General features: G+C 59.0%; 21 protein-coding genes and 1 pseudogene. 16 read left to right on the top strand and 6 right to left on the bottom strand.

The window, feature by feature from the left end; genetic code table 11:
* Positions 1-19: 19 nt before the first annotated feature.
* Positions 20-295 (bottom strand): hypothetical protein, encoded by a 276-nt coding sequence (locus tag GBJ34_RS19485; protein WP_151720845.1) that lies wholly within the window; start codon positions 293-295, stop codon positions 20-22.
* Positions 296-771: 476 nt separating this feature from the next.
* Here GBJ34_RS19485 and GBJ34_RS19480 point away from each other — a divergent pair, with 476 nt between their 5' ends.
* The 3 genes from GBJ34_RS19480 to GBJ34_RS19470 all read left to right on the top strand — a co-directional run bounded on the left by GBJ34_RS19480 (position 772) and on the right by GBJ34_RS19470 (position 3,997).
* Positions 772-2,346 carry a hypothetical protein gene (locus GBJ34_RS19480; protein WP_151720844.1) on the top strand — a complete coding sequence of 525 codons (1,575 nt, stop codon included), beginning with the start codon at positions 772-774 and terminating at the stop codon, positions 2,344-2,346.
* The gene (locus GBJ34_RS19475) at positions 2,343-3,296 is read left to right on the top strand and encodes an alpha/beta fold hydrolase (protein WP_151720843.1); all 954 of its coding nucleotides are present in this window, start codon (positions 2,343-2,345) and stop codon (positions 3,294-3,296) included. The genes GBJ34_RS19480 and GBJ34_RS19475 overlap by 4 nt, the downstream gene beginning before the upstream one ends.
* A 146-nt stretch (positions 3,297-3,442) precedes the next feature.
* The gene (locus GBJ34_RS19470) at positions 3,443-3,997 is read left to right on the top strand and encodes a recombinase family protein (RefSeq protein WP_151720842.1); all 555 of its coding nucleotides are present in this window, start codon (positions 3,443-3,445) and stop codon (positions 3,995-3,997) included.
* Here the strand turns inward: GBJ34_RS19470 and GBJ34_RS19465 are convergent.
* Positions 3,980-4,336: a hypothetical protein gene (locus tag GBJ34_RS19465; protein WP_151720841.1), complete on the bottom strand. Its 357-nt coding sequence runs from the start codon at positions 4,334-4,336 to the stop codon at positions 3,980-3,982. The two genes, GBJ34_RS19470 and GBJ34_RS19465, sit on opposite strands and share 18 nt — an antisense overlap.
* Positions 4,337-4,370: 34 nt before the next feature.
* Here GBJ34_RS19465 and GBJ34_RS19460 point away from each other — a divergent pair, with 34 nt between their 5' ends.
* Positions 4,371-5,573, top strand: coding sequence for a Y-family DNA polymerase (locus GBJ34_RS19460; RefSeq protein WP_151720840.1), 1,203 nt, complete (start codon positions 4,371-4,373; stop codon positions 5,571-5,573).
* Between the two features lie 3 nt (positions 5,574-5,576).
* Here the strand turns inward: GBJ34_RS19460 and GBJ34_RS19455 are convergent, their stop codons facing one another.
* The gene (locus GBJ34_RS19455) at positions 5,577-6,914 is read right to left on the bottom strand and encodes a DUF5623 domain-containing protein (protein WP_151720839.1); all 1,338 of its coding nucleotides are present in this window, start codon (positions 6,912-6,914) and stop codon (positions 5,577-5,579) included.
* Between the two features lie 275 nt (positions 6,915-7,189).
* Here GBJ34_RS19455 and GBJ34_RS19450 point away from each other — a divergent pair, with 275 nt between their 5' ends.
* Positions 7,190-7,447 carry a hypothetical protein gene (locus GBJ34_RS19450; RefSeq protein WP_151720838.1) on the top strand — a complete coding sequence of 86 codons (258 nt, stop codon included), beginning with the start codon at positions 7,190-7,192 and terminating at the stop codon, positions 7,445-7,447.
* Between the two features lie 25 nt (positions 7,448-7,472).
* Here the strand turns inward: GBJ34_RS19450 and GBJ34_RS19445 are convergent, their stop codons facing one another.
* From GBJ34_RS19445 to GBJ34_RS19435, 3 genes are read right to left on the bottom strand one after another with little or no spacing between them, the layout of a single operon-like run.
* Positions 7,473-7,952: a thermonuclease family protein gene (locus GBJ34_RS19445; protein ID WP_192931299.1), complete on the bottom strand. Its 480-nt coding sequence runs from the start codon at positions 7,950-7,952 to the stop codon at positions 7,473-7,475.
* Positions 7,945-8,370 (bottom strand): type II toxin-antitoxin system VapC family toxin, encoded by a 426-nt coding sequence (locus GBJ34_RS19440; protein WP_151720836.1) that lies wholly within the window; start codon positions 8,368-8,370, stop codon positions 7,945-7,947. Before GBJ34_RS19440 ends, GBJ34_RS19445 begins: the two co-directional genes overlap by 8 nt.
* Positions 8,370-8,648 carry a type II toxin-antitoxin system VapB family antitoxin gene (locus GBJ34_RS19435; protein ID WP_192931298.1) on the bottom strand — a complete coding sequence of 93 codons (279 nt, stop codon included), beginning with the start codon at positions 8,646-8,648 and terminating at the stop codon, positions 8,370-8,372. The genes GBJ34_RS19440 and GBJ34_RS19435 overlap by 1 nt, the downstream gene beginning before the upstream one ends.
* Positions 8,649-9,035: 387 nt before the next feature.
* Between GBJ34_RS19435 and GBJ34_RS20650 the strand changes: the two genes are divergently transcribed.
* The 11 genes and pseudogenes from GBJ34_RS20650 (at position 9,036) to GBJ34_RS19390 (ending at position 19,041) form a co-directional block, all read left to right on the top strand.
* The gene (locus GBJ34_RS20650; RefSeq protein ID WP_192931297.1) at positions 9,036-9,206 is read left to right on the top strand and encodes a hypothetical protein; all 171 of its coding nucleotides are present in this window, start codon (positions 9,036-9,038) and stop codon (positions 9,204-9,206) included.
* Positions 9,207-9,746: 540 nt separating this feature from the next.
* Positions 9,747-11,597, top strand: a complete 1,851-nt coding sequence (locus GBJ34_RS19430) for a ParB/RepB/Spo0J family partition protein (protein ID WP_151720834.1) — start codon at positions 9,747-9,749, stop codon at positions 11,595-11,597.
* A 96-nt stretch (positions 11,598-11,693) separates the two neighbouring features.
* A complete protein-coding gene (locus tag GBJ34_RS19425; RefSeq protein ID WP_151720833.1) occupies positions 11,694-11,981 on the top strand; it encodes a type II toxin-antitoxin system RelE/ParE family toxin in 288 nt (95 codons plus the stop codon).
* A 1-nt stretch (position 11,982) separates the two neighbouring features.
* Complete coding sequence (locus GBJ34_RS19420; RefSeq protein WP_151720832.1) at positions 11,983-12,276, top strand: addiction module antidote protein; 294 nt, start codon at positions 11,983-11,985, stop codon at positions 12,274-12,276.
* A 714-nt stretch (positions 12,277-12,990) separates the two neighbouring features.
* Positions 12,991-13,323, top strand: a complete 333-nt coding sequence (locus GBJ34_RS19415) for a single-stranded DNA-binding protein (protein WP_151720831.1) — start codon at positions 12,991-12,993, stop codon at positions 13,321-13,323.
* 66 nt (positions 13,324-13,389) lie between these two features.
* Complete coding sequence (locus GBJ34_RS20645) at positions 13,390-13,545, top strand: hypothetical protein (RefSeq protein ID WP_192931296.1); 156 nt, start codon at positions 13,390-13,392, stop codon at positions 13,543-13,545.
* 840 nt (positions 13,546-14,385) lie between these two features.
* Positions 14,386-15,486 (top strand): annotated as a pseudogene (locus GBJ34_RS19410) (IS256 family transposase); the annotation flags it as partial.
* A gap of 189 nt (positions 15,487-15,675) precedes the next feature.
* Positions 15,676-16,284 carry an HdeD family acid-resistance protein gene (locus GBJ34_RS19405; protein ID WP_226341289.1) on the top strand — a complete coding sequence of 203 codons (609 nt, stop codon included), beginning with the start codon at positions 15,676-15,678 and terminating at the stop codon, positions 16,282-16,284.
* Positions 16,285-16,347: 63 nt separating this feature from the next.
* Positions 16,348-17,388: a patatin-like phospholipase family protein gene (locus GBJ34_RS19400; RefSeq protein ID WP_035715050.1), complete on the top strand. Its 1,041-nt coding sequence runs from the start codon at positions 16,348-16,350 to the stop codon at positions 17,386-17,388.
* Between the two features lies 1 nt (position 17,389).
* A complete protein-coding gene (locus GBJ34_RS19395) occupies positions 17,390-18,826 on the top strand; it encodes a GntP family permease (protein ID WP_084684278.1) in 1,437 nt (478 codons plus the stop codon).
* Positions 18,827-18,855: 29 nt separating this feature from the next.
* Entirely contained in the window at positions 18,856-19,041 is a 186-nt protein-coding gene (locus GBJ34_RS19390) for a hypothetical protein (protein ID WP_151720830.1), read from the top strand.
* Positions 19,042-19,326: the final 285 nt, after the last annotated feature.

The raw sequence follows: 19,326 nt of genomic DNA, 5'->3' as shown, positions 1-19,326 counted from the left end.
CCCGTGTCGCCAAACAACCTCAATGCGCGCCGGGCGGTGCCATCAATCCGGCCCAAAGCCGCGAGAAATGTCGGATCGACCCGTCGGCAAAGCACCGCGACAAGTAGTCGGCCGCTCCCGCAACAGCCGCTGGCCCTCCTTGTCGGTGCAAAGCCTGTCCTGCATTCAACAGGTCGGCATAGGCGGTCGATTGCGCCATCTTTTGGTCGTTCTGGTCGATGCCCTCATCCAACAGAGCGGAATAGGCTCGGGTCGCCGTAAGCAGCGTTCCAAAAAGTTTGGGGTAGTTCGTCATTCTGATGCGCCTGCAACATTCTCCGCAAGCGCACTGCCGCGCCACCTAGACCACAAAAGCAAGGTAGGATGTGATAGTGGCAGTCTGCCCACAATCTTTTGTCAGGGGTCCACCTTTTGGCGTTGCGAACATCGCAACCCAGGTGATGACGTAACGACGCTTGTCTCCGTGTATAGCTTTGACGTTTCGATTAACGAAAGCGCTTTAGCTCTAACTGTGCAAATCCAGTCAATTCATACTCATTACTCTTATGTGCCGCTCAGGCCTCTGGGATTGGGTATACCAAACAGTCACTACTTTCCGTGTAACCGCATATTGATACATGACACCCAACTCCTCGCCTGTATCCGTGCAAACAAAGCAACAGACAGGAACCCCAACATTGATCATCGCTAGTCCCAACATCATTCAACTGAACATTCGCTCGCCCCTTACGTGTTCGACATGAGCGAAAAAACGTCTTAGGATGAGCTGGAGTGTCACAGAACGACATTGGAACCGGTATGCCACTGCAAATAAACGGTAAATTATTTGTCCCTCCGGCCAATGATGGTGCGGATTTCAAAGAAACGTTTCGCAAACTGGCGATGGAGGGGGCAGGGCGCACGGTCGATAAGACTGGTGTGCCATCTGGTCCGTGGACGCCTGAGACGCTCTTCGCCGAGCTCAATAAGATTGCAAACGACAGGGGCGGTATCGAACTGCGGACAGTGCAGCGCTGGTTTGCTGACAACGATCAAGGTATTCGCGCCGAAAACATCGGATTACTCTCGAAGGTTTTCGGCTGCGGTGATCCCGACAAGACAATACTTTGGCAGGTGGCGTTGACTGCGGCGCAATCTAGGCAGCAGGCAAGAAGACGTGGACGGCCAGCGAGCAAACCAGAGACCCGCGAGACAAGCCCCCAAGCCGTAGGATCGTCGCTTCCGACGCGTGATGCTCCGTTTGTCGAACGTTTGGTCTTAAGAGTGTTCAGGTCAGAGAACCCACTCACTGTCCCTGTCATGCTCTGGTTTGGCTTCACTGTATTGGGGTTTATGAGTTACATATTCAATGTCGAAACAATCACATATGTCTCTGAGGCAGGATCTGACAAACAAGTTGGATTTCTATGGGCGCCGAGCTGGACAATATTTCCAACGATAATCCTGCCACTCTATGTCGTGATTATCGCCCGCATCGTTGCGCTATCAAGCGACACAATGCTCCTTCCTCCGTGGCAAGCGCCATCGAAATCTTCTGATTTGCTGTCGTCATACTCCGGTTTGCTTTGGCTGATTACTATAACGTGCTTTTTCGTTATATTTTTGTTGCAGTGGTCGGGCGTTCACTTGCGAGCGTTATTGTCGAGGTCGCCCCATGGATACATGATAGACTGGAACAATGTCGCAATAGTTCGTCCTGACATTGTTTCGATCTCGAACGCATTAACACTGTCATTCACGGCCTATCTCTATTATGCAATCGTTATGTGGTTGCTGCTTGTTGGGCTTGTTTTGCAGGTTGCCTCCGCATCGAAGTATCGCACCCAAACAGATGCCTGGTGCGAAGCTGCAAATGACGATCATCGGATACCCATAGAAAAACGAACCATACTGACATATGCTTTCTGTGCAACAATTTTGGCTTTGTTGTCGGTCATTACTATAAAGTTGCAATCAACCTACCTCATTACGTCCGCACCAACCCTTTCGAGTTGGCTCCTTTCAGATGCTGCGAGCTTCCTAAACGGGATCGAACCAGCATATCAGTTCTTACATCAGCGTTCAATTCCGCAACTTACGACGTTAATCATCGTGTTCGCTATAATACTTTCATTCTATATCTCATTGTATCATATGGGAAACTGTGGCGAACCACTGCGAAATGGTGTCCAATCCGAAGGGCGCCGGGCTATTCCCCTATATCGGTATGCAATCATTGTATTGTTGGCGGCAAATGTGATAACAATAGGAAGGTTCCAAGGGTTCTCATTATACCTAGCGCTCACCAGCGTGATTTCAATTCTGGATCTTCTGCGGTCAATTTATTTTGAGGCAGAACGGCCATGAAAACAGCGTCTCTCTATCTTGCTGATGCTCCAACCGCGATTTCTGCGGCTGCTTTTTCCATAAAGGCGTCAGACGGTGTTCAATTGAGGGTTGCCGCATGGTCTAACCCAAGCGTCAAAGCTGGAACAGTTTTCATTCTCCCAGGGCGGACCGACTATATCGAAAAGGTTGCGCACATTGCCAGTGCTGTCGCGGAGTATGGTTTTGCCGCTGTTGCAATAGATTGGCGTGGGCAAGGGCTTTCAGATCGCCTCACAAAAGATCGTCTCGCAAGCCATGTTGAGCGTTTTTCAGACTACCAACATGATGTATCTGCGATGGTCGAGTTCGCGGAAGTTCTTTCTCTCCCAAGGCCATGGTTCATATTGGCATATTCCATGGGGGCTACAATTGGTCTGCGTGCCCTGTATGAAATGCCGCACCAGTTTTCAGCTGCAATATTCACGGGAGCACTGTGGGATATACCTCTGACTGCGATAGAACGCTTAGGTGCTTGGGCAATCACATCTGCGTTTACCCTGTCGGGCAATGGTTCAACATTTGCGCCTGGGAATATCCCCCAGAGAAGCCAATCCTACGTCCAAAGCGTCCCATTTGATGGAAATCGACTAACTACTGACCCACAAATGTTCGAGAGATTGTTACGGCAAGCAAATAGACACCCTGAATTGTCGACAGGCGCGCCAACAATGCAATGGGTCTATGAAGCGCTGAAAGAGTGCCGTTCACTGCGCTTACTTCCACCGCCCAGGATCAGATGCAAATCGTATCTTGGCGAAGACGATCATGTCGTTTCACTACGCGCGATCAAACGGCGCATGGAAAACTGGCTTGGTGGCGATCTCCAAATGATCCCCGGTGCAAGACATGACCTGTTTTCTGAGAAGCCGGCGATTCGCAACATGATCGTAGAAGAAGCGGCTGCCCTCTTCTTGGGCCGAAGCAAGTAGGTCGGAGCCCATTTTCGTCGTCCTAAACATGTCCATCAAAGGATCGGTTTCCGGCCCGGCGATTTCCTGTCCGCAAACATATTGCTCAAAGACGGATTTTCGGACAGATTCCGTTTTTGACAATTAACGGACAAATCAGAGGCGCCATGGCCGTCATCGGGTATGCGAGGGTTTCCACTCAGGATCAGGACACCGCCCTTCAGCGCGACGCGCTGGCGGCGGCGGGATGCGAGAGGATCTTCGAAGACAAGGCCTCCGGCATGAAGTCCGACCGGATCGGTCTTGCCGAGGCCCTCAAGTATCTTCGCGACGGCGACAGCTTCGTTGTCTGGCGCCTCGATCGACTTGGCCGCTCGATGAAGCATCTGATCGAAGTCGTGACCGACTTGGAGGCCAGAGGCATTGGTTTCCGGTCTCTGACCGAAAACATCGACACGACGACCCCTGCGGGGCGTCTTGTCTTTCATGTCTTCGGTGCGCTTGCGCAGTTCGAGCGTGACCTCATCCGGGAGAGAACCCGCGCCGGGCTCCGCGCTGCCTCTGAGCGAGGCAGCGTGGCCGGGCGCAGGCCGGTGATCACGCCAGAGAAGCTGAAGAAGGCGCGTGATCTGGTGGAGTCCGGCCTGACTGTCCGGGAAGCGGCAGGCCGGATCAAGGTGGGCAAGACTGCCCTCTATGAAGCCCTACGGAAGAAGCCTTGATCCGAGGCCAGCGCGCAGGGCATCGGCCAGGCGCTTCAGCTCGGCTTTTCGCAAACCGGAATTGCCGATATTCAGGCCTTTCTCCCATGCTTGTGAAAGCAGCCTTCCCTTCGGATGCGCGGCCGCGACGACCGCCAGCGCTTCCTTGATCGCGCTGGCAGACCGTAGATCCTGCTCTTCGCAGTCGATCACGGCAGTCTCGATGCACTGCATCGCCTCGGCTAGCCGCTCATTCCCGGCAATCTGTTCAGACCAAGCGCCGCCGAAAGCGACGTTGGCGAGCTGTCGTTCTCTGTCCATCATCATCCCCCTTGAATGATAGGAACAAATATAGAACATTGCGAGGCTTCACGCCAGCCGCGAGGGTTAGGGGATGGGACCGTTCCGAGTTCTATATCTCGACATGAACAGCTTCTTTGCCTCGGTCGAGCAGCAGCTTGATTCTGCGCTGCGCGGACGTCCAGTTGCCATCACGGCCATGGAAGGGCCGCATGGCGCCTGCGTCGCCGCTTCCTATGAAGCCAAGGCATACGGTGTCAAAACCGGAACCTTGGTGCGGGATGCACGCCGCCTTTGCCCCGGCATCATCTTCCGGGCCAGTCGGCATCGCCTCTATGTCCGGTATAATCTGCAAGTTGCATCAGTCCTCGACAGATACGCAGAGCTGGAGCGGATCAGGAGCGTCGATGAGTTTCAGCTGGTGTTGTCTGGGGAGGCGACAACACTGGACGGGGCAGCGGAGCTCGTCGCCACCCTCAAGGCCGCAGTCGCGGCCGAGGTTGGCGAATGCCTCCGGTTCAGTGCAGGCATTGGCCCGAACCATGTCCTCGCCAAGATTGCAGGCAAGCTGGAGAAACCAAACGGGTTTCAATGGCTCTCACGCGAGAACATGCCGGAGCGGATCGCCCATCTGGCGATGGACGATCTGCCCGGCATTTCCAAAGCCATGCGCGCGCGCTTGGAGTCGGCAGGGATCATGGATGTGCCAAGTCTCTGTCGCCTCGACCCTCGCCACGCTCGCGCGATTTGGCGCAGCATCGAGGGCGAACGCTTCGTCCGATCTCTCCAGGGCGAGGCAATCCCGCTGACTGCCACGCGCCGTGGCGGCTATGGCAACAGCAAGATCCTCGCGCCCGAGTTTCGCGATCCTCGCTCGGCCTATCTCGTCAGCCGTTGGCTGGTCGAGAAGGCCACCGCGAGGCTGCGCCGCGATGGGCGAACCGCCGCATCGTTCTCATTGCATATCAGCTGCGAACATGCGCCCGGCTTCGCCCGGTCTGTCAGCAGTGCCGCGAGCCAAGACACGCTTGTTTTCCTTCGGATCAACCGCCTGCTTTGGCGCGCGGCATGGGCGGCCATCCGGGGCCGCCGCATTATTGCGGTCGGTGTTCAGTTGGGCAATGTCGAGTTTCTGTCGAACAGAAACGGCGACATGCTGCGGCAATTGCCCGCCGCCGCCAAGACACGCGGCGAGCGGGCTGCGGCAGCCGTGGATTTCATAAATGGGCGGTTCGGCGCTGGCGCCATCACCTATGGCGTCAACCAGCCCCATCCGGGCTTCTTTGAGAGGGGATGACGCCTACAATCGTCCACCGCTAGCGCCCTGCTTCGTGTTCTCGATTATGGAGGCAGACATTTCAAGCCGTCGAAGCTGTTGACGCAGAGGCGCGCAATCCGAATAGGCAACCTTCAACTGCTCAGCAACCTGACGAATTGCCGTTACCGTGTCTGCGCGGGTAGACCATGATCGCTTTAGTGCCTTGTCCTCTTCCGTGCTGCGATAATAAATTTCATAAAAATCTGGGCCATCAAGTAGGCGGCGATCGACCTCGTGATACATCCAGTTTTCCAATTCTGCCCTTAGCGAACACAGTCGAGAAAAAACTCCATCCGTTATATGCTCAGAAGCTATAACGGCCTTGATGGTGCGTCCCGCCAGCTTATGACCATCAAGGCCAAGCTCGCCAAGAGGTCTACGTTTAGAACAACCGGCTTTGTAGTTCAAAGGAACGGATGTTTTACTTGGCAAGGGGCAGATCATTCCCTTGCATCTCGCTCGTCTAGCATCTTGCGAAGTATTAGCAAGTGGGCTGAGGAATGTGTCCAATGATGTGGACGAGTCGCCAGACCAGTTTCCGCTCACACTTGGTGGCGGCATCGCATTAATCTTCCTTACGAGACCTTCAAGGTCATAGCCGGAACGCGACTTTACTCCGATATATAGATCGCAGCTGTAGGGAAAATACATGCCTGCCCAAGATGTCTTTTCGATGCGCCATCCGTGACGGTCGGCCCAAGCGAGGCGTTCACCTTGAAGATGCCATTCTTCGCCAGATAGATCTCCATAGGGTTCGTCTGCCAGAATAAATTCACTGTTGATTGGATCAAGCCAGTATGTAGAATGATCCATTCCTGGCAGTTTGTCTGAGCTCAACTCTGGAGGAACTTTTGTTCGGCCCGTAAATGGCACGAGTCCTGTGTCCTCCATGAAGCGAATAGCTCTTTCAGCTGTGCATAGTTGGTCTCTTGCATACTCTTGTGAATCAGCCACGTCGTCGCCAACAAAATGGTCTTCTGCAACCATTCGAAGGCTTCCAATGCCACGAGCATACTTCAGCAGGTGTTTTGGGCAGGTTTCAAGAAGTGGTCTGGAAAGGGCAACTCGAAGTGTCTCACGTCCGCAGCGGTGACCTTGCTTCTTGTCAATCCAGTAGATCGTCAAAAGAACGTAATCTCTGGTGGTAGCAAAGCTGCTGATGGACAGATTGCTTCGTGCATGTTTGAAATTTTCTAAGCCAATTACATTAGATGCACGATCAAGAGCCTTAGAGTATTGGATGCCCTCTACTTTTCGAATTTGCTTTGCAAGTCGTTTCACACCTTCAAGGGTGGTCGGGCGACAACCTTCGATCTTCATAGCTATCTCCTGGCTCGACACCGAACGTCACTCGCCTACCGCCCAACAAGCCTGAGTTATAGCCAATGGGGATCGTCTAAGGTCAATGAGCAGTGCTGCCAGCAGCTTCGGTAAGGCGAGTGCCATGCTCCTGCCAAGAGCGATAGCAATATAAGACGAATCTCACTTGCTTGCAAGGGGGCTCAAAAAAATACCTAATGTTGTGATCAGCTCACTGCAACTCGACAAAAGTCGTGGCTTCTGCAATTATTTCATCATCAAGGCATGAGGTAATGATGAAAATCAATTTCTACATCAGTGGCAGCCGCGTAGCTACAGTGACAAACTCGATGGCCCCTACAATCGGATCGGAAGTCACGATCATCACGGATTCGTATAAGAAGGGGATGTGGCCTGGAACAATCCTTAATTTCAGGGTTTCAGAAGATTTCCCGCCTCATTTTGACTATACCTCGGATGAGGTAATGATTGATGTGGCTGACTGGAATGTATTCAAAGAGGGGCCCGTGCCTGAGGGCGAGCGGGGGGGATGAATACTGATCCTATCCTAGGTTCCATCTATTTATGCGCTTTCCGCCAATCACTTGGCATCTGAAACTCACCAGCCCAAAGGCCGCGACCTGCGGCCTTGGCGGCTTCCTCGGCCGGGACGTAGAGCTTGCTGTATTTCCGAAATGCCACGGCATGACCGCCCGCGACCAGGGCCGATCCGAGATCAAGCCCGCCCGCCTTGCAGACAGCGACTGTCCGGCCATAGCGATCCGTGTCCCGTGTCTCGCATGTCACAGTGCGCCCGCGCACCAGCAGGTCCAGCTCGCGCGCTGCCTGCGTGCCGCAGCGCCACGCTCGCCCCTCGCGCGTCTGGCAGGTCTGCCCGCTCTCTGGTGCGTCCATTCCGAACAGGCGGATGCGCTCGCCCCGCATTTCCAACGTGTCACCGTCAATCACCGTTACCCGCCCTGACAGTGTTTCCGCCGCGCTCTGGCTTCCGGCCAGAAGCGCTACCGCTGTCGTCAGTGCAGCAATGGCCTTATGCAATGTCTGTCCCCTTGAATCTGTCATCACTCGCAAGCACCGGAATATGATATGCCTTCGCGCAAGCGTAGGTCAGCGCGCCTGCGAGGTCCAGCTGCGCTGGATGCCCCGCAGCCGCCCCGTAAACCGCCAGAACCCGAACTGCCTCTTCGCCCATCCCCGTCGTGATGTGCATTTCCCGCGCCTCGACCGCCGCCAGAAACCCCAAAACCAGCTCCGCCGCCTCGGCAAAGTCCTCGGCCGCGCCCGAGGCTTTGCCCGCGCGCTCCGCTTTCCGGCGAACCAACCTCTCCACCGCTTCAATCCGAACCAGCGGCGAATAGCGCAGCTTGCCCCGCGCGGCCTCCATCGCCTTCAGCAAAAGCGGTGCTTCCGCTTCTCGCAGAAGCACCGCGACAATCGCGCTCGCGTCCAGGAACATCAGCCCTCTCCCTCGCAAAAGCCCAAGGCCGCAGCTTCATCCTGAAGCCGCGAAACCCGTTGCGCCAAGGTTTCCTGATCCGCAAGCCGTCGCAGCCCATCCGACAGAAGCTGTCGGATCGCTTCCGTCTTGCTTCGCTGACCGGACGCCAAAAGAAAGTCGTCCAGCAGCTTGTCAACTTCCGGGTCTTTGACATACAGTGGCATGAAATATCCGCTCTTGATCTTCTGTATATACTTGGCGTATATTCGATCCTGACGGATAAGTATATCCCGCATGCTGGTATGCCGCCAAATCATCCGGGACGATGCGCAAAGACACCGGAAATCCGGGCCAGCGCAGCAGATTGAACTTTCCTTGCGGTGAGGAAAACACCTGGCCCCGCTCGCGCGGGGCCTTCTTTTTCTGAAACCTGCCCCTTGATCGTCCAGTTAACCGACCAGCCTTTATGAGATGCGGCTGTTGAGTTCTGCAAGAAAGTTCTTGTTCACCGTAATATATGAATCAATGACTTAGGCAGGGTTAGGCTGGCTGTCTGATTGTCAGTTTCAGCTTGCCATCGACGGCAGACTTTTCCACAGATTTGTTCCCCACTTGCGTACCAAATCCGCGATCTGTAGATATTCCCCCCATGGGGGGTGACATACTTTAGCCAGAGGTATGTCATGACCACAGAAGCCCCAAAACAAACCCTCCAAATCATCCTCGACTTCATTGCTGAAGCTCAGATGGACCTCGGTATCGCAAAAGCATCGGGCTTTGGCACCATCCTCCTTGTCTTGATCGTTTGCATCTCTTGTTGGGCGCACACCGCAGGCAAGAAAAACAAGAAGTGACCCCTCACCGCAATGGCGGTGATCGGGCTCTAGGCCTTTGGCCCGGAGCCAGCCCTTTGGGCAGTCTCCGCCCTTCGGGTCACGATCCCTGGGGCAACCGACTTGACCACACATGCTTCGCCTACCCTCGCGTTGGGGGGCGCGTTCGGCTGCGCATCTGCGGACAAGTCGGGAAGAGGAAGATCAGCTGAGACCCCCGCGCGCCTCCCGCGCGGGGCTCACACCAAGCCGGGGGTTTCGGACCAGCCGAACGCCCCGGCCCTCCCTGGGCCGCCCTGCGGTGCGGCCGTTCCGGGAACCGCCGGTTCCCCCGTCTATCAGAAAATGCGGCGCTGACTGCGGGGCCGTGTCCTCGCCTGCGGCTGCGGGCCGCTCCACCCCCCTTGTCAGCTGGATTTTCCAATTGACGGGCCCCCCTCCGGCCCTCGCCGGGAGGCAGTCCGGCAAGTGAGGGCGCGCTTCGCTTCCCTCCCTTGCCAGACCGCCCGATTTTCAGACAGAGGCGACGGCAAGGCTCACCGCAAACATGGAGAGCCACAAATGGCTAAGATCGACACCATCGCCGCAAGCGAAGCCCGCTTCCCGCTGGCTATGCTCACCCTTTCGCCCCTCAATCCCCGCCAGCAAGTCCCGCAGGCCGAGGTTGAAGAACTCGCCGCAAGCCTTTGGGCCGCTGGCCTGATCCAGTCCATCGCGGGCCTGCCCGATGGCAAGGGTGGCGCGGAAATCGTCGCAGGCGGGCGTCGCTTGCGCGCCCTGCAATTCCTCGCAGAGCAGCACCCCGACCTTGCCGAGACGCGCCCCGACCTCGCAAATCCGCTGGTCGTGCTGGCCCCCGATGAAGACACCGCCCGCGCATGGGCCAATCTCGAAAACATCGCCCGCAAAGACCTGCATCCCGCCGATGAAATCCGCGCCTATGGCAAGATGGCAAAGGCCGGGGCCGATGCTGTCGCAATCGCCCGCGCCTTCGCCGTGACGGAAAAGCATGTCTATCGCCGCCTTGCGCTGGCAGGCTTGCCCGCGCCCGTCCTCGATGCCCTTGCCGTCGATGAAATCACCCTGTCCAATGCGGCAGCCTTCACCGTCTGCAATGACGAGGCTTTGGCCCTGGAAGTGCTGGACCGTTGCCGGGGTGAGAACTGGAGCGAATATAGCCTCAAATCGGCCCTGCAACCGGGCAGCGTCACCACCAATGACCGCCGCCTGCGCTTTGTCGGCTTGGAGGCTTACATCGAGGCAGGCGGCACCACAGCCCGAGACCTGTTTTCGGAAACCGTCTATCTGGCAGAGACCGACATTCTCGAAGGCCTCTTCGCCGCCAAGGTCGAAACCTTGAAGGCTGATTTCATGGCGGAAGGTTGGGCCTTCGCCCATTTCCACCCAGAAAGCTACCTTGGCATGATCGACCGCGACTTGCAGGCCGCGCGGATGCGCCCCATCCCCGGAGTGTTGACCGAGGAAGAAGCCGCAGAGTTTGACGACCTGTCCGAACTGGAAGAGGCCGAGGCGCTGGATGAAGCAGGCGAAGCCCGCATGGCGGAATTGCTGGTCAAGATGGAGGGCGACTTCTCTGCCGAGCAACGCGCCTTGTCGGGCATCGTCTTTTACATCGACCAGCGCGGCGCAGTGAGCGCCCATGCCGGAATGGTGCGCAAGCAGGAACTGGCGCAAGCCATTGCCGCAGGCTTTGTGCAGGATCATGCCAGCAAGACCGACGAAGCCGCCGCGTCCAAGCCCGACTTCACCGCCGCATTGACCGACGACATGCGCGCGATCCGTCTGCATGCCGCCCAAGCTGCCTTGCTCGACAAGCCCGACTTGCTGCTTGATCTGGTCGCCTATGCCCTGACCTCGATCCCGGCTTACAAGCAGATTTTCGGAATCCGCTGCGACAACCCGAAAATCGTGCCGAGCGTGAGCGAAGGGTTCGAGGCCGATCCCCGGCTGGTGCGCACCGAAGGCAACCCGCTTTCCCTGCTTGATGGCTTTGTGGCCTTCACCGCCAAGGGCAAGAAGCACCGCAACGCGGCGCTGGCCGCCGCGCTCGCCCGCAGCTTGCTCTATGGGGCGGCATGGGATGCAAACCGCCCCGATCCGCTCTTTGCAGAGATTGAGGCCCAAGCCGGGGCGAAGCTGCGCAAGCACTGGACGCCCACCGCCGCAGGGTTCTTCTCGCGCGTGTCAGGCCCCGTCATGGAGAAAATCCTTGCCGAACTTCTGGATGCGCAGCCCGGCGATCAGCGCCTCGCATCCTTCGCCAAGATGAAGAAGGCCGAGAAAGCGGAGGTGATGGAAAAGCTGTTCTCCGATCAGACCACCCGCAAACTCTATGGACTCACCCCCGAGCAGATCGAACGGTTCGACAACTGGACCCCCGCTTGCATCTGATCAGCTTCATCGGGGCGCGCAATGCGCCCCGGTTTCTCGATACTGCAACTGTCAATTATTGTTGACAGTTGCGCCAATGACAACTAATGTTGACACATGATCGAGATACAGCAAACGGCCCACTTTTCTAAATGGTATCTGGCATTGAAGGATCGCCGCGCCGCAGAGCGCATTGCCCTGCGACTGGTGCGGCTTCAATCCGGTCTGTTTGGTGACGTCAAATTCTTCGACGGTATCGGAGAATTGCGCGTCGATTATGGCCCAGGATACCGCGTGTATTTCGTTCAGCGCGGCGACGTTCTGGTGATCCTGCTTTGCGGTGGCGACAAAAGCACTCAGCGGCGCGACATTGCCCGCGCACTCGATATGGCCAAGGAGGTCTGACATGCCTATCACAACCACGCCTTTCGATCCTGCCCAGCACTTGACCAGCGAGCAAGCGCAGGCCGAACTGCTGGCCGACGCCTTTGAAAGCGGCAACGAAACCTACATCAAGACCGCATTGGCAACGGTCGCCCGTGCCAAGGGCATGAGTGCCGTTGCCAAGGATGCCGATGTCTCCCGGCAAGCCCTTTACCAAGGTCTCTCGGAGGCGGGCGACCCGCGCTTGTCAACTCTTGTGGGCGTTGTGAAAGCCCTTGGCTTCACAATGACCATCCGCACGGAAGCTGCGCCATAGACCAATGGCCTGCCCCAAAGGGGTGACGGGTTTTGCGGGCCAGCTCCGCCGACCCGCAAAACCCGCCCGGCGCTCAGGCCGCGCAAGCCGCGGCTCGCACCGCTGGTCAAGCCGCTTCTCGCCTTGACCTCTCGCCTCTCGCGGGCAATGGTTCGCCTAAGTCGCTGTTAAGTGGTTCCGCCTCGTGCTGTTCGCCCTACGCTCCCCTCACCCTTTTGGCGTCTCTCGGCTTCCAGCCAGCGAGGATGAAGGAGAGGGTGTCGGCGCCAATCGTCGCGACGACTGCCACCCTTTTCAGAACTGGTCCCATCGCCCGGCGTCGATCCTCACCAGATCACCGCCCCCGAGCCTGTCCGATCCAGTCCCAGGACACGCCCGTTCAAGGCGCCACGCCCCCAGATCGTGCGTTCCACCCGCTGGCCGCTACGGTCTCTTCCCCCGCTTCCTCCCAAAACCTTCAGGGTTTTCCCGCCTCCGCTCCCCGCGCCAAACACGCCATGGATGCTGGAATGACCGGGCCGACGCAGCACCAATCCTTCTCACAGGTGTTTCGATAGACCCACTTACCGCACCTTCCCTCTTGCGAACGGCCTGCGGCCTTCAAGAACAAAGACGGTTTCCACGCAAGCGCGGACCCTCCGTCTTTCTTCTTGATCGCTCGGGAACGTGCAGCGGGCCTTTTTCATCGAAACACCAGCAAGAAGGATCTTCTCGATGCACTTCACCCACGCAAACTTCCAAATCCTCGGCTATGTCGGCACCATCCGCGAAGTCGGCAAAACCCTGAAGGTCAGCGTCAGCAAAGCCGAGACCTGGAAGGACAACAGCGGCCAGCGGATGGAACGCACCATCTGGAACACCGTCACCCTCTTCGAACGCACCCCCGGTTTCGCCTGGATCAAGGACAATCTCAAAGTCGGGGATCTGGTGAAGATCGAGGGCAACGTCTTCGACACCAGCTATGAAAAGGACGGCCAGACCCACTACGACACCACCCTGGCCGCCGACACCCTCTTCATCATCCCCACTGGCAAGAAAGCCGAGTGACGCCAAAAGGGGAAGGAGGCCAAGGCCTCCTTCCCCTCTCTCCATGCTCCACCCCTGAAAGCGACCATGCCCATGCCCCTCTATGTCGCCACCATCTGGAATGGCTCCACTTGGGCTGATCTTCATGACCAGCCGCAACCCTTTCGCATTGCCTCAGAAATTGCCTTCACCACCCTCTTGGCCCGTCAAGGCTCCACCACACGGTTGCGCCAGGTGCAGTAAGGCGAACCCCGGCGCGGCCGGGGCCGTGCCCTAGGCTCTGGCCGGCTGCACCGGCCGATGCCCCGAGCCAGAACGCTCCCCGCTCCCTGACGCCTCTCGCCCCGGGCCCTGTCTCTCCGAGCCAGCGCCCAAGGCGGCGTCATGGTCGCGTGCAGCGTCCCGTCTCGGCCCGTTCGGGTCACGGTCACTTTCGCATCCAGACTTGACCACAGATGCTTCGCCTGCCTTCGCGTTGGGGGGCGCGTTCGGCTTCGCATCTGCAAGGCCCGCCGCCACAAGGGCGGCAGGCTGGACAAGTCGGGAAGAGGGAGGGCGGAAAGGGCGGAAAGCGGTCGGAGTGCGACGCGGCGCGATGGCCAGAGCAAAAAAAGGAAAGCGGACGTTCGTGCGCGTCGCCGCAATCTTGTGGACGTGCGTTCGCCCATGAATGGGCGAACCATCTCAGCCGCGCAATCTTGTCCGACAAGTATGCCGCGCGACGACATCTTCGAACCCATCAAGTCGCCGTGACTAAGGCGGGCTGGGGAATCCTTTCCACTCTTCAATGGGCAGAGTGAAGATTCCGATCACGTTCGATGCGTCCACCGGAACGGTCACATGGTCGAACGCGCATACGTTTCGACGACCATCGACGGCCAAACCGATCCCAATCTCAGTGTAAAGCGGCCATGTGCTGCCAGAGCGTCTATTTTCTTCATTCACCCACCGGCTGAGTGACATGCTGTTCGTGGTGATAACAAGAGTGCCGGTCAGTCTTGCTGAACGGTGGGTTCGATTCACGATCCAAGGGCGAGGAGTATGCTGGCTGTCTGAGATCATCCAGCATGTGGATTTGTCCATGCCGCCTTTCTTGGTCGGCTTCGTTACGGCCGCGGCAATGAGCGGGCCAGGGGCTACCGCCACGGGCACCGCGATCGGCAGCTGACCGGCACATTCGGCACCGAGACGGTGCGGGTTCCTCGTGCTCGGATCGAGAACGAAGCCGGCAAGATCACCGAATGGCGCTCGAAGGCCCTGCCACGCTACAGGCGGCTGACGAAGAAGGCCGAGGCCCTGATCGCAGCGGTCTACCTGGCTGGCACCAACACGCGCCGCGTCAAGCGGGCGTTGTTCGGGCTGTTCGAAGGCGCGGTGAGCAAGGATGTGGTCAGCCGGGCCTGGCGCAAGGTGAAGGTCGACTGGGACGCCTGGTCCACCCGCGACCTGGCCGAGGAGGATATCGTGCGGCTCATCCTCGACGGCACCGTCATCAAGACCCGGCTGGACCGCAAGGCCACCAACATCTCGGTGCTGGCGGCGATCGGCATCCGCCGCGACGGACAAAAGGTGCTCCTCTCGATCAGGAACATGGGCGGCGAAAGCACGGCTGCCTGGGGCAGCTTCCTTGCCGACCTGGACGCGCGGGGCCTCAGGCGGCCCGAGTTCGTAATCGTTGACGGCGCCCCCGGCCTTGAAGCCGCGCTTGTGGCGCTCTGGGGCGGGGACCTGCCCATCCAGCGCTGCACGGTTCACAAGCACCGCAACCTGCTTGGCCACGCGCCCAAGCGCCTGCATGACGAGCTGAGCGAAGACTACCGCGACATGATCTACGCCGACAGCGCCGCCGAGATCGAGACGCGCCGCAAGGCCTTCCTCCGCAAGTGGAAGCTCAAGTGCCGGGCCGTGGCCGATAGCCTTGAGGAGGCCGGCGATCGCCTCTTCAGCTTCACCCGCCTCGATCCGTCGCAATGGAAATCCGCACGGACCACCAACGCCATTGAGCGTCTGAACGAGGAGTTCCGCCGCCGCATCAAGACCCAGACCGTGCTGCCCTGCGCTGAAACCGTGCCGATGCTGCTCTGGGCGCTCCTGGCGTCAGGGCAGATCCAGATGCGAAAAGTCGATGGCTGGGAAACCCTTTCTCAGCCTCTCGTGCCGATGTCTCTTGACCTCGCGGCCTGACCGGAGCCAACGTTACATGCTCGGAGTGCGCTGCTCGCCAATTTCCACCACATTCGCGACACGACCGCATCATGGCGATGAAAAATTGATTGTCTGGCATGGGCTTCACGGTCCTGTGCCAATTTTGATCCATATCCGGCCCTGCGGGTCGGGGAAGGCAACACCCGCTGCCCGGCGGGAAGCACCCTGTTGAACAAGGAAGTCAATGCCATGCCGATCAGTCTTGCCGCCGCTGCACAGACCTACCGCGAAGCCGGGCGCGATGCGGTGCGCCGCCATTCGACCTTCCACCTGGTACAGGCGGCGCTGCTGGTCGTCGCGGGGATCGTCGCCATCGTCTTCCCGGCCTTTTCTTCGGCTGCTGCCGTCGTGGTGTTCGGCTGGCTGCTGATCGCCAGCGGCATCATTCAGGCCATCGGCCTGATCAGCGCACGCCATGCGCCGAACTTCTGGCTGCAGATCATCTCGGCCATACTTGGTGTGTTGCTGGGCATTCTGCTCTTGCGCAACATCGCGCAGGGGATGCTGCTGCTGTCGCTTCTGCTGATCATCTTCTTCATGATCGAGGGGATGTCGAAGGTTGTCTTCGCATTGACGATCCGTCCCTTGCCCAACTGGCTTTGGGTTTTTGCCAGCGGGGTGCTCTCGGTCGTGCTGTCGCTTGTGCTTTTTGCCGCGATGCCGGTCACTGCGCTGTGGCTGATCGGGCTGATGCTGGGGCTCGACCTCATCGCCATTGGCGCGGCCCTTGGTGCGATGGCGTGGAGGCTTCGCGGGCAAGCGGTGCCCGCCGCCTGATCCCCTAGGGCGCCCGGCTTCGGGCGCCATTTTCTTGCAATGAATTGACTGAAAGGCGCCGAAATGGCCAGCAACCCGAAATCGCAGACGCGAAAAACCCTTCCCATCGACCTCGCCTTGCAGGGGGGCGGTTCGCATGGGGCGTTTACATGGGGCGTTCTGGACCGCATCCTCGAGGAAGACTGGTTCGAGATCGATGGCATTTCCGGCACCTCGGCCGGCGCCATGAACGCGGCAATCCTGGCGGCCGGCATGGCCACCGGCGGGCGGCAGACCGCGCGTGAGATGCTGACCGCCTTCTGGCGCCGGACGGCCGATGCCGCGCGCTTCAGCCCGTTCAAGCGCGGGCCGCTGGAGGTCCTGACGGGCAAATGGACGCTGGACAACTCGCCCGCCTTCATCGCCATGGATCTGATGGCGCGGCTGATCTCGCCCTATTCGCTGGGTGGGGCGGCAGGGAACCCGCTGCGCGACATCCTGACAGACCTGATCGATTTCGACGCGCTGGCGACCGGGCCGGTCAAGCTGTTCATCACGGCAACCAATGTGCACACCGGGCAAGGCAGGGTGTTCCGCAAGCATGAGGTGACGGCCGATGTGCTGCTCGCCTCGGCCTGCCTGCCATCGATGTTCCAGGCCATCGAGATCGACGGCGTGCCCTATTGGGACGGCGGCTATGCGGGCAACCCGACGATGACGCCGCTCGTGCGTGAATGTGAAAGCCTCGATACCGTTCTGGTGCAGATCAACCCGGTCGAGCGGCGCGAGACGCCGCGCACCGCGCGCGAGATCGCAAGCCGCCTGAACGAGATCTCTTTCAACGCCCAGCTACTGAAAGAGTTGCGGATGATGGCGCTGCTGCGCCGTGTCATCGACCCCGGCAATGGCGAGGCGCGGTACTGGAAAGAGATGCGCCTGCATCGCATCACCTCGGACATCATGGTGGACCTTGGACATTCCTCGAAGCTGAATGCCGAATGGGACTTCCTGAAGATGCTCTTCGACGAAGGGCGCCGCGCCGCCGAGGATTTCGGCCGCACCCATATTCAGGACATCGGGGTGCGTTCGACCTTCGATATCGACGCGCTGGCGGACGAGCTCTGACATGCTGGGTCTGCTGGGTATTCTGTTGGGCCTTGCCCTGATCATGGTGCTTGCGTTCCGCAGTTGGACAATCCTGCTGCTGGCGCCTTTGGCTGCTGCGGTGGCGGCGCTTTTTTCCGGTCAGCCGATGCTGGCGCACTGGACGCAGACCTTCATGCCTGCGGCGGCGGGGTTTGTGGCGCAGTTCTTTCCGCTTTTCCTGCTGGGCGCATTGTTCGGCAAGCTGATGGACGACAGCGGATCGGTTTCAGCGATCGCCGATTACATGACGCGCCGGCTCGGCCCCTCGCGGGCGATCCTTGCCGTGGTGGCTGCGGGCGCGATGGTCACCTATGGCGGTGTCAGCCTGTTTGTGGCGTTCTTCGTTCTGGCGCCAATGGGGCAGGCGCTGTTCAAGGCGGGAAGCGTGCCGCGCAGGCTGCTTCCGGCGGCACTCGCGCTTGGAACCTCGACCTTCACCATGTCGGCCATGCCGGGAACGCCTGCGATCCAGAACGCGATTCCGATGCCGTTCTTTGGTACCACCCCCTTTGCCGCACCTGGGCTTGGCATCATAGCCAGCATCATCATGGCGGCCATCGGCCTGGGCTGGCTTTCCTTCCGCGAACGTCAGGCCAAGGCGCGGGGCGAGGGTTATGGCGCGGCCGAAAAAGGCTCCGCCGTCTCGCGCGAGCTGGCCAGCACCGCACGCGAGTTTGACCCTGCCGAGATCAGCCGCGCCGGATCCTGGGGCGGGCGGCCACCGATCGGCCTGGCCATTCTGCCGCTGGTTCTGGTTGTCGTGGTCAACCTGATCCTGACGCAGTTCGTGCTGCCCAGCATGGATTTCGATTTCCTCTCGCAGCCCGCATGGGGCGAAACCACCCTGTCGGCTGTCGGCGGGGTCTGGTCGGTGGCGCTTGCGCTTCTGGTCGCCTGCATCGTGCTGGTTGCCATGAACCGGCGCCGCTTTCGCAATCTGCGCGAAAGCATCGACTCGGGCGCGACGGCCGCAGTACTTCCGATCATGAGCGTGGCAAGCCTTGTGGGGTTCGGCGCGGTCGTGGCGGCCCTGCCTGCGTTCGAGATGGTGCGGGACTGGGTTCTGGGCATCGGAGGCGGGCCGCTCGTGTCACTGGCGGTAGCGACGAACATCCTTGCCGCGTTGACCGGATCGGCTTCGGGCGGGATGACCATTGCGCTGCAGGCCCTTGGCCCCACCTTCATGCAGATCGCGTCAGACACAGGGCTGGACCCTGCGCTGATGCACCGGGTGGCCGTGATCGCCTCGGGTACGCTGGACAGCTTGCCGCATAATGGCGCGGTGGTCACGATGCTTGCGGTCTGTGGCTGCACGCATCGCGAAAGCTATCTGGACATCGTCATGGCCGCCATTGTCAGCGCGCTTGTTGCCCTTGTGGCCGTGATCGTGCTTGGCACAGCCTTCGGTTCCTTCTAACCCGATAGGGACAGAGCTTCGGGATCGTCATGACACAGCCCACGCCGACCGCCGCACCACCGGCCCTTTTGAACATCACGCTGGGCGTCATGCTGGCGCTGATGCTGGGGTGGTTCTTCCACATCGCCTCGGGCGTTCTGGTGCCAATGGTGCTGGGGCTGATGATCTCTTATGTGGTCATGGCGAGTTACTCCCTGAGGCTCTTGACCCGGTAATCAGATCTGAGCTTGAGTTTTACGAGGCTCTACCGAAGTGGGCAGTTTAGCCTGAAACGCTGTTGCGAAGCCAGTTGTGGCAGATTCCGCAGAAATACCTCAAGTGGTTGTCGTTCCTTTATTCCACGACCTGAGTTGCCGTCGCCTTGAAGTTTCCTCGCGAACCCCGGCGCGGCCGGGGCCGTGCCCTAGGCTCCAGACCCATTGATTTCAGGCGTTTGGCATGATTCAGGCTCCGCAAGGAGACCTGATCGATGAGCAATCTTTACTGGCTGAGCGATGCCC

It is taken from the genome of Gemmobacter serpentinus (assembly GCF_008973825.1).
GTDB classification, from domain to species: Bacteria; Pseudomonadota; Alphaproteobacteria; order Rhodobacterales; family Rhodobacteraceae; genus Gemmobacter; species Gemmobacter serpentinus.
Note: the sequence above shows the minus strand (reverse complement) of the source record. Positions and strands in the feature narration are given on the sequence as shown.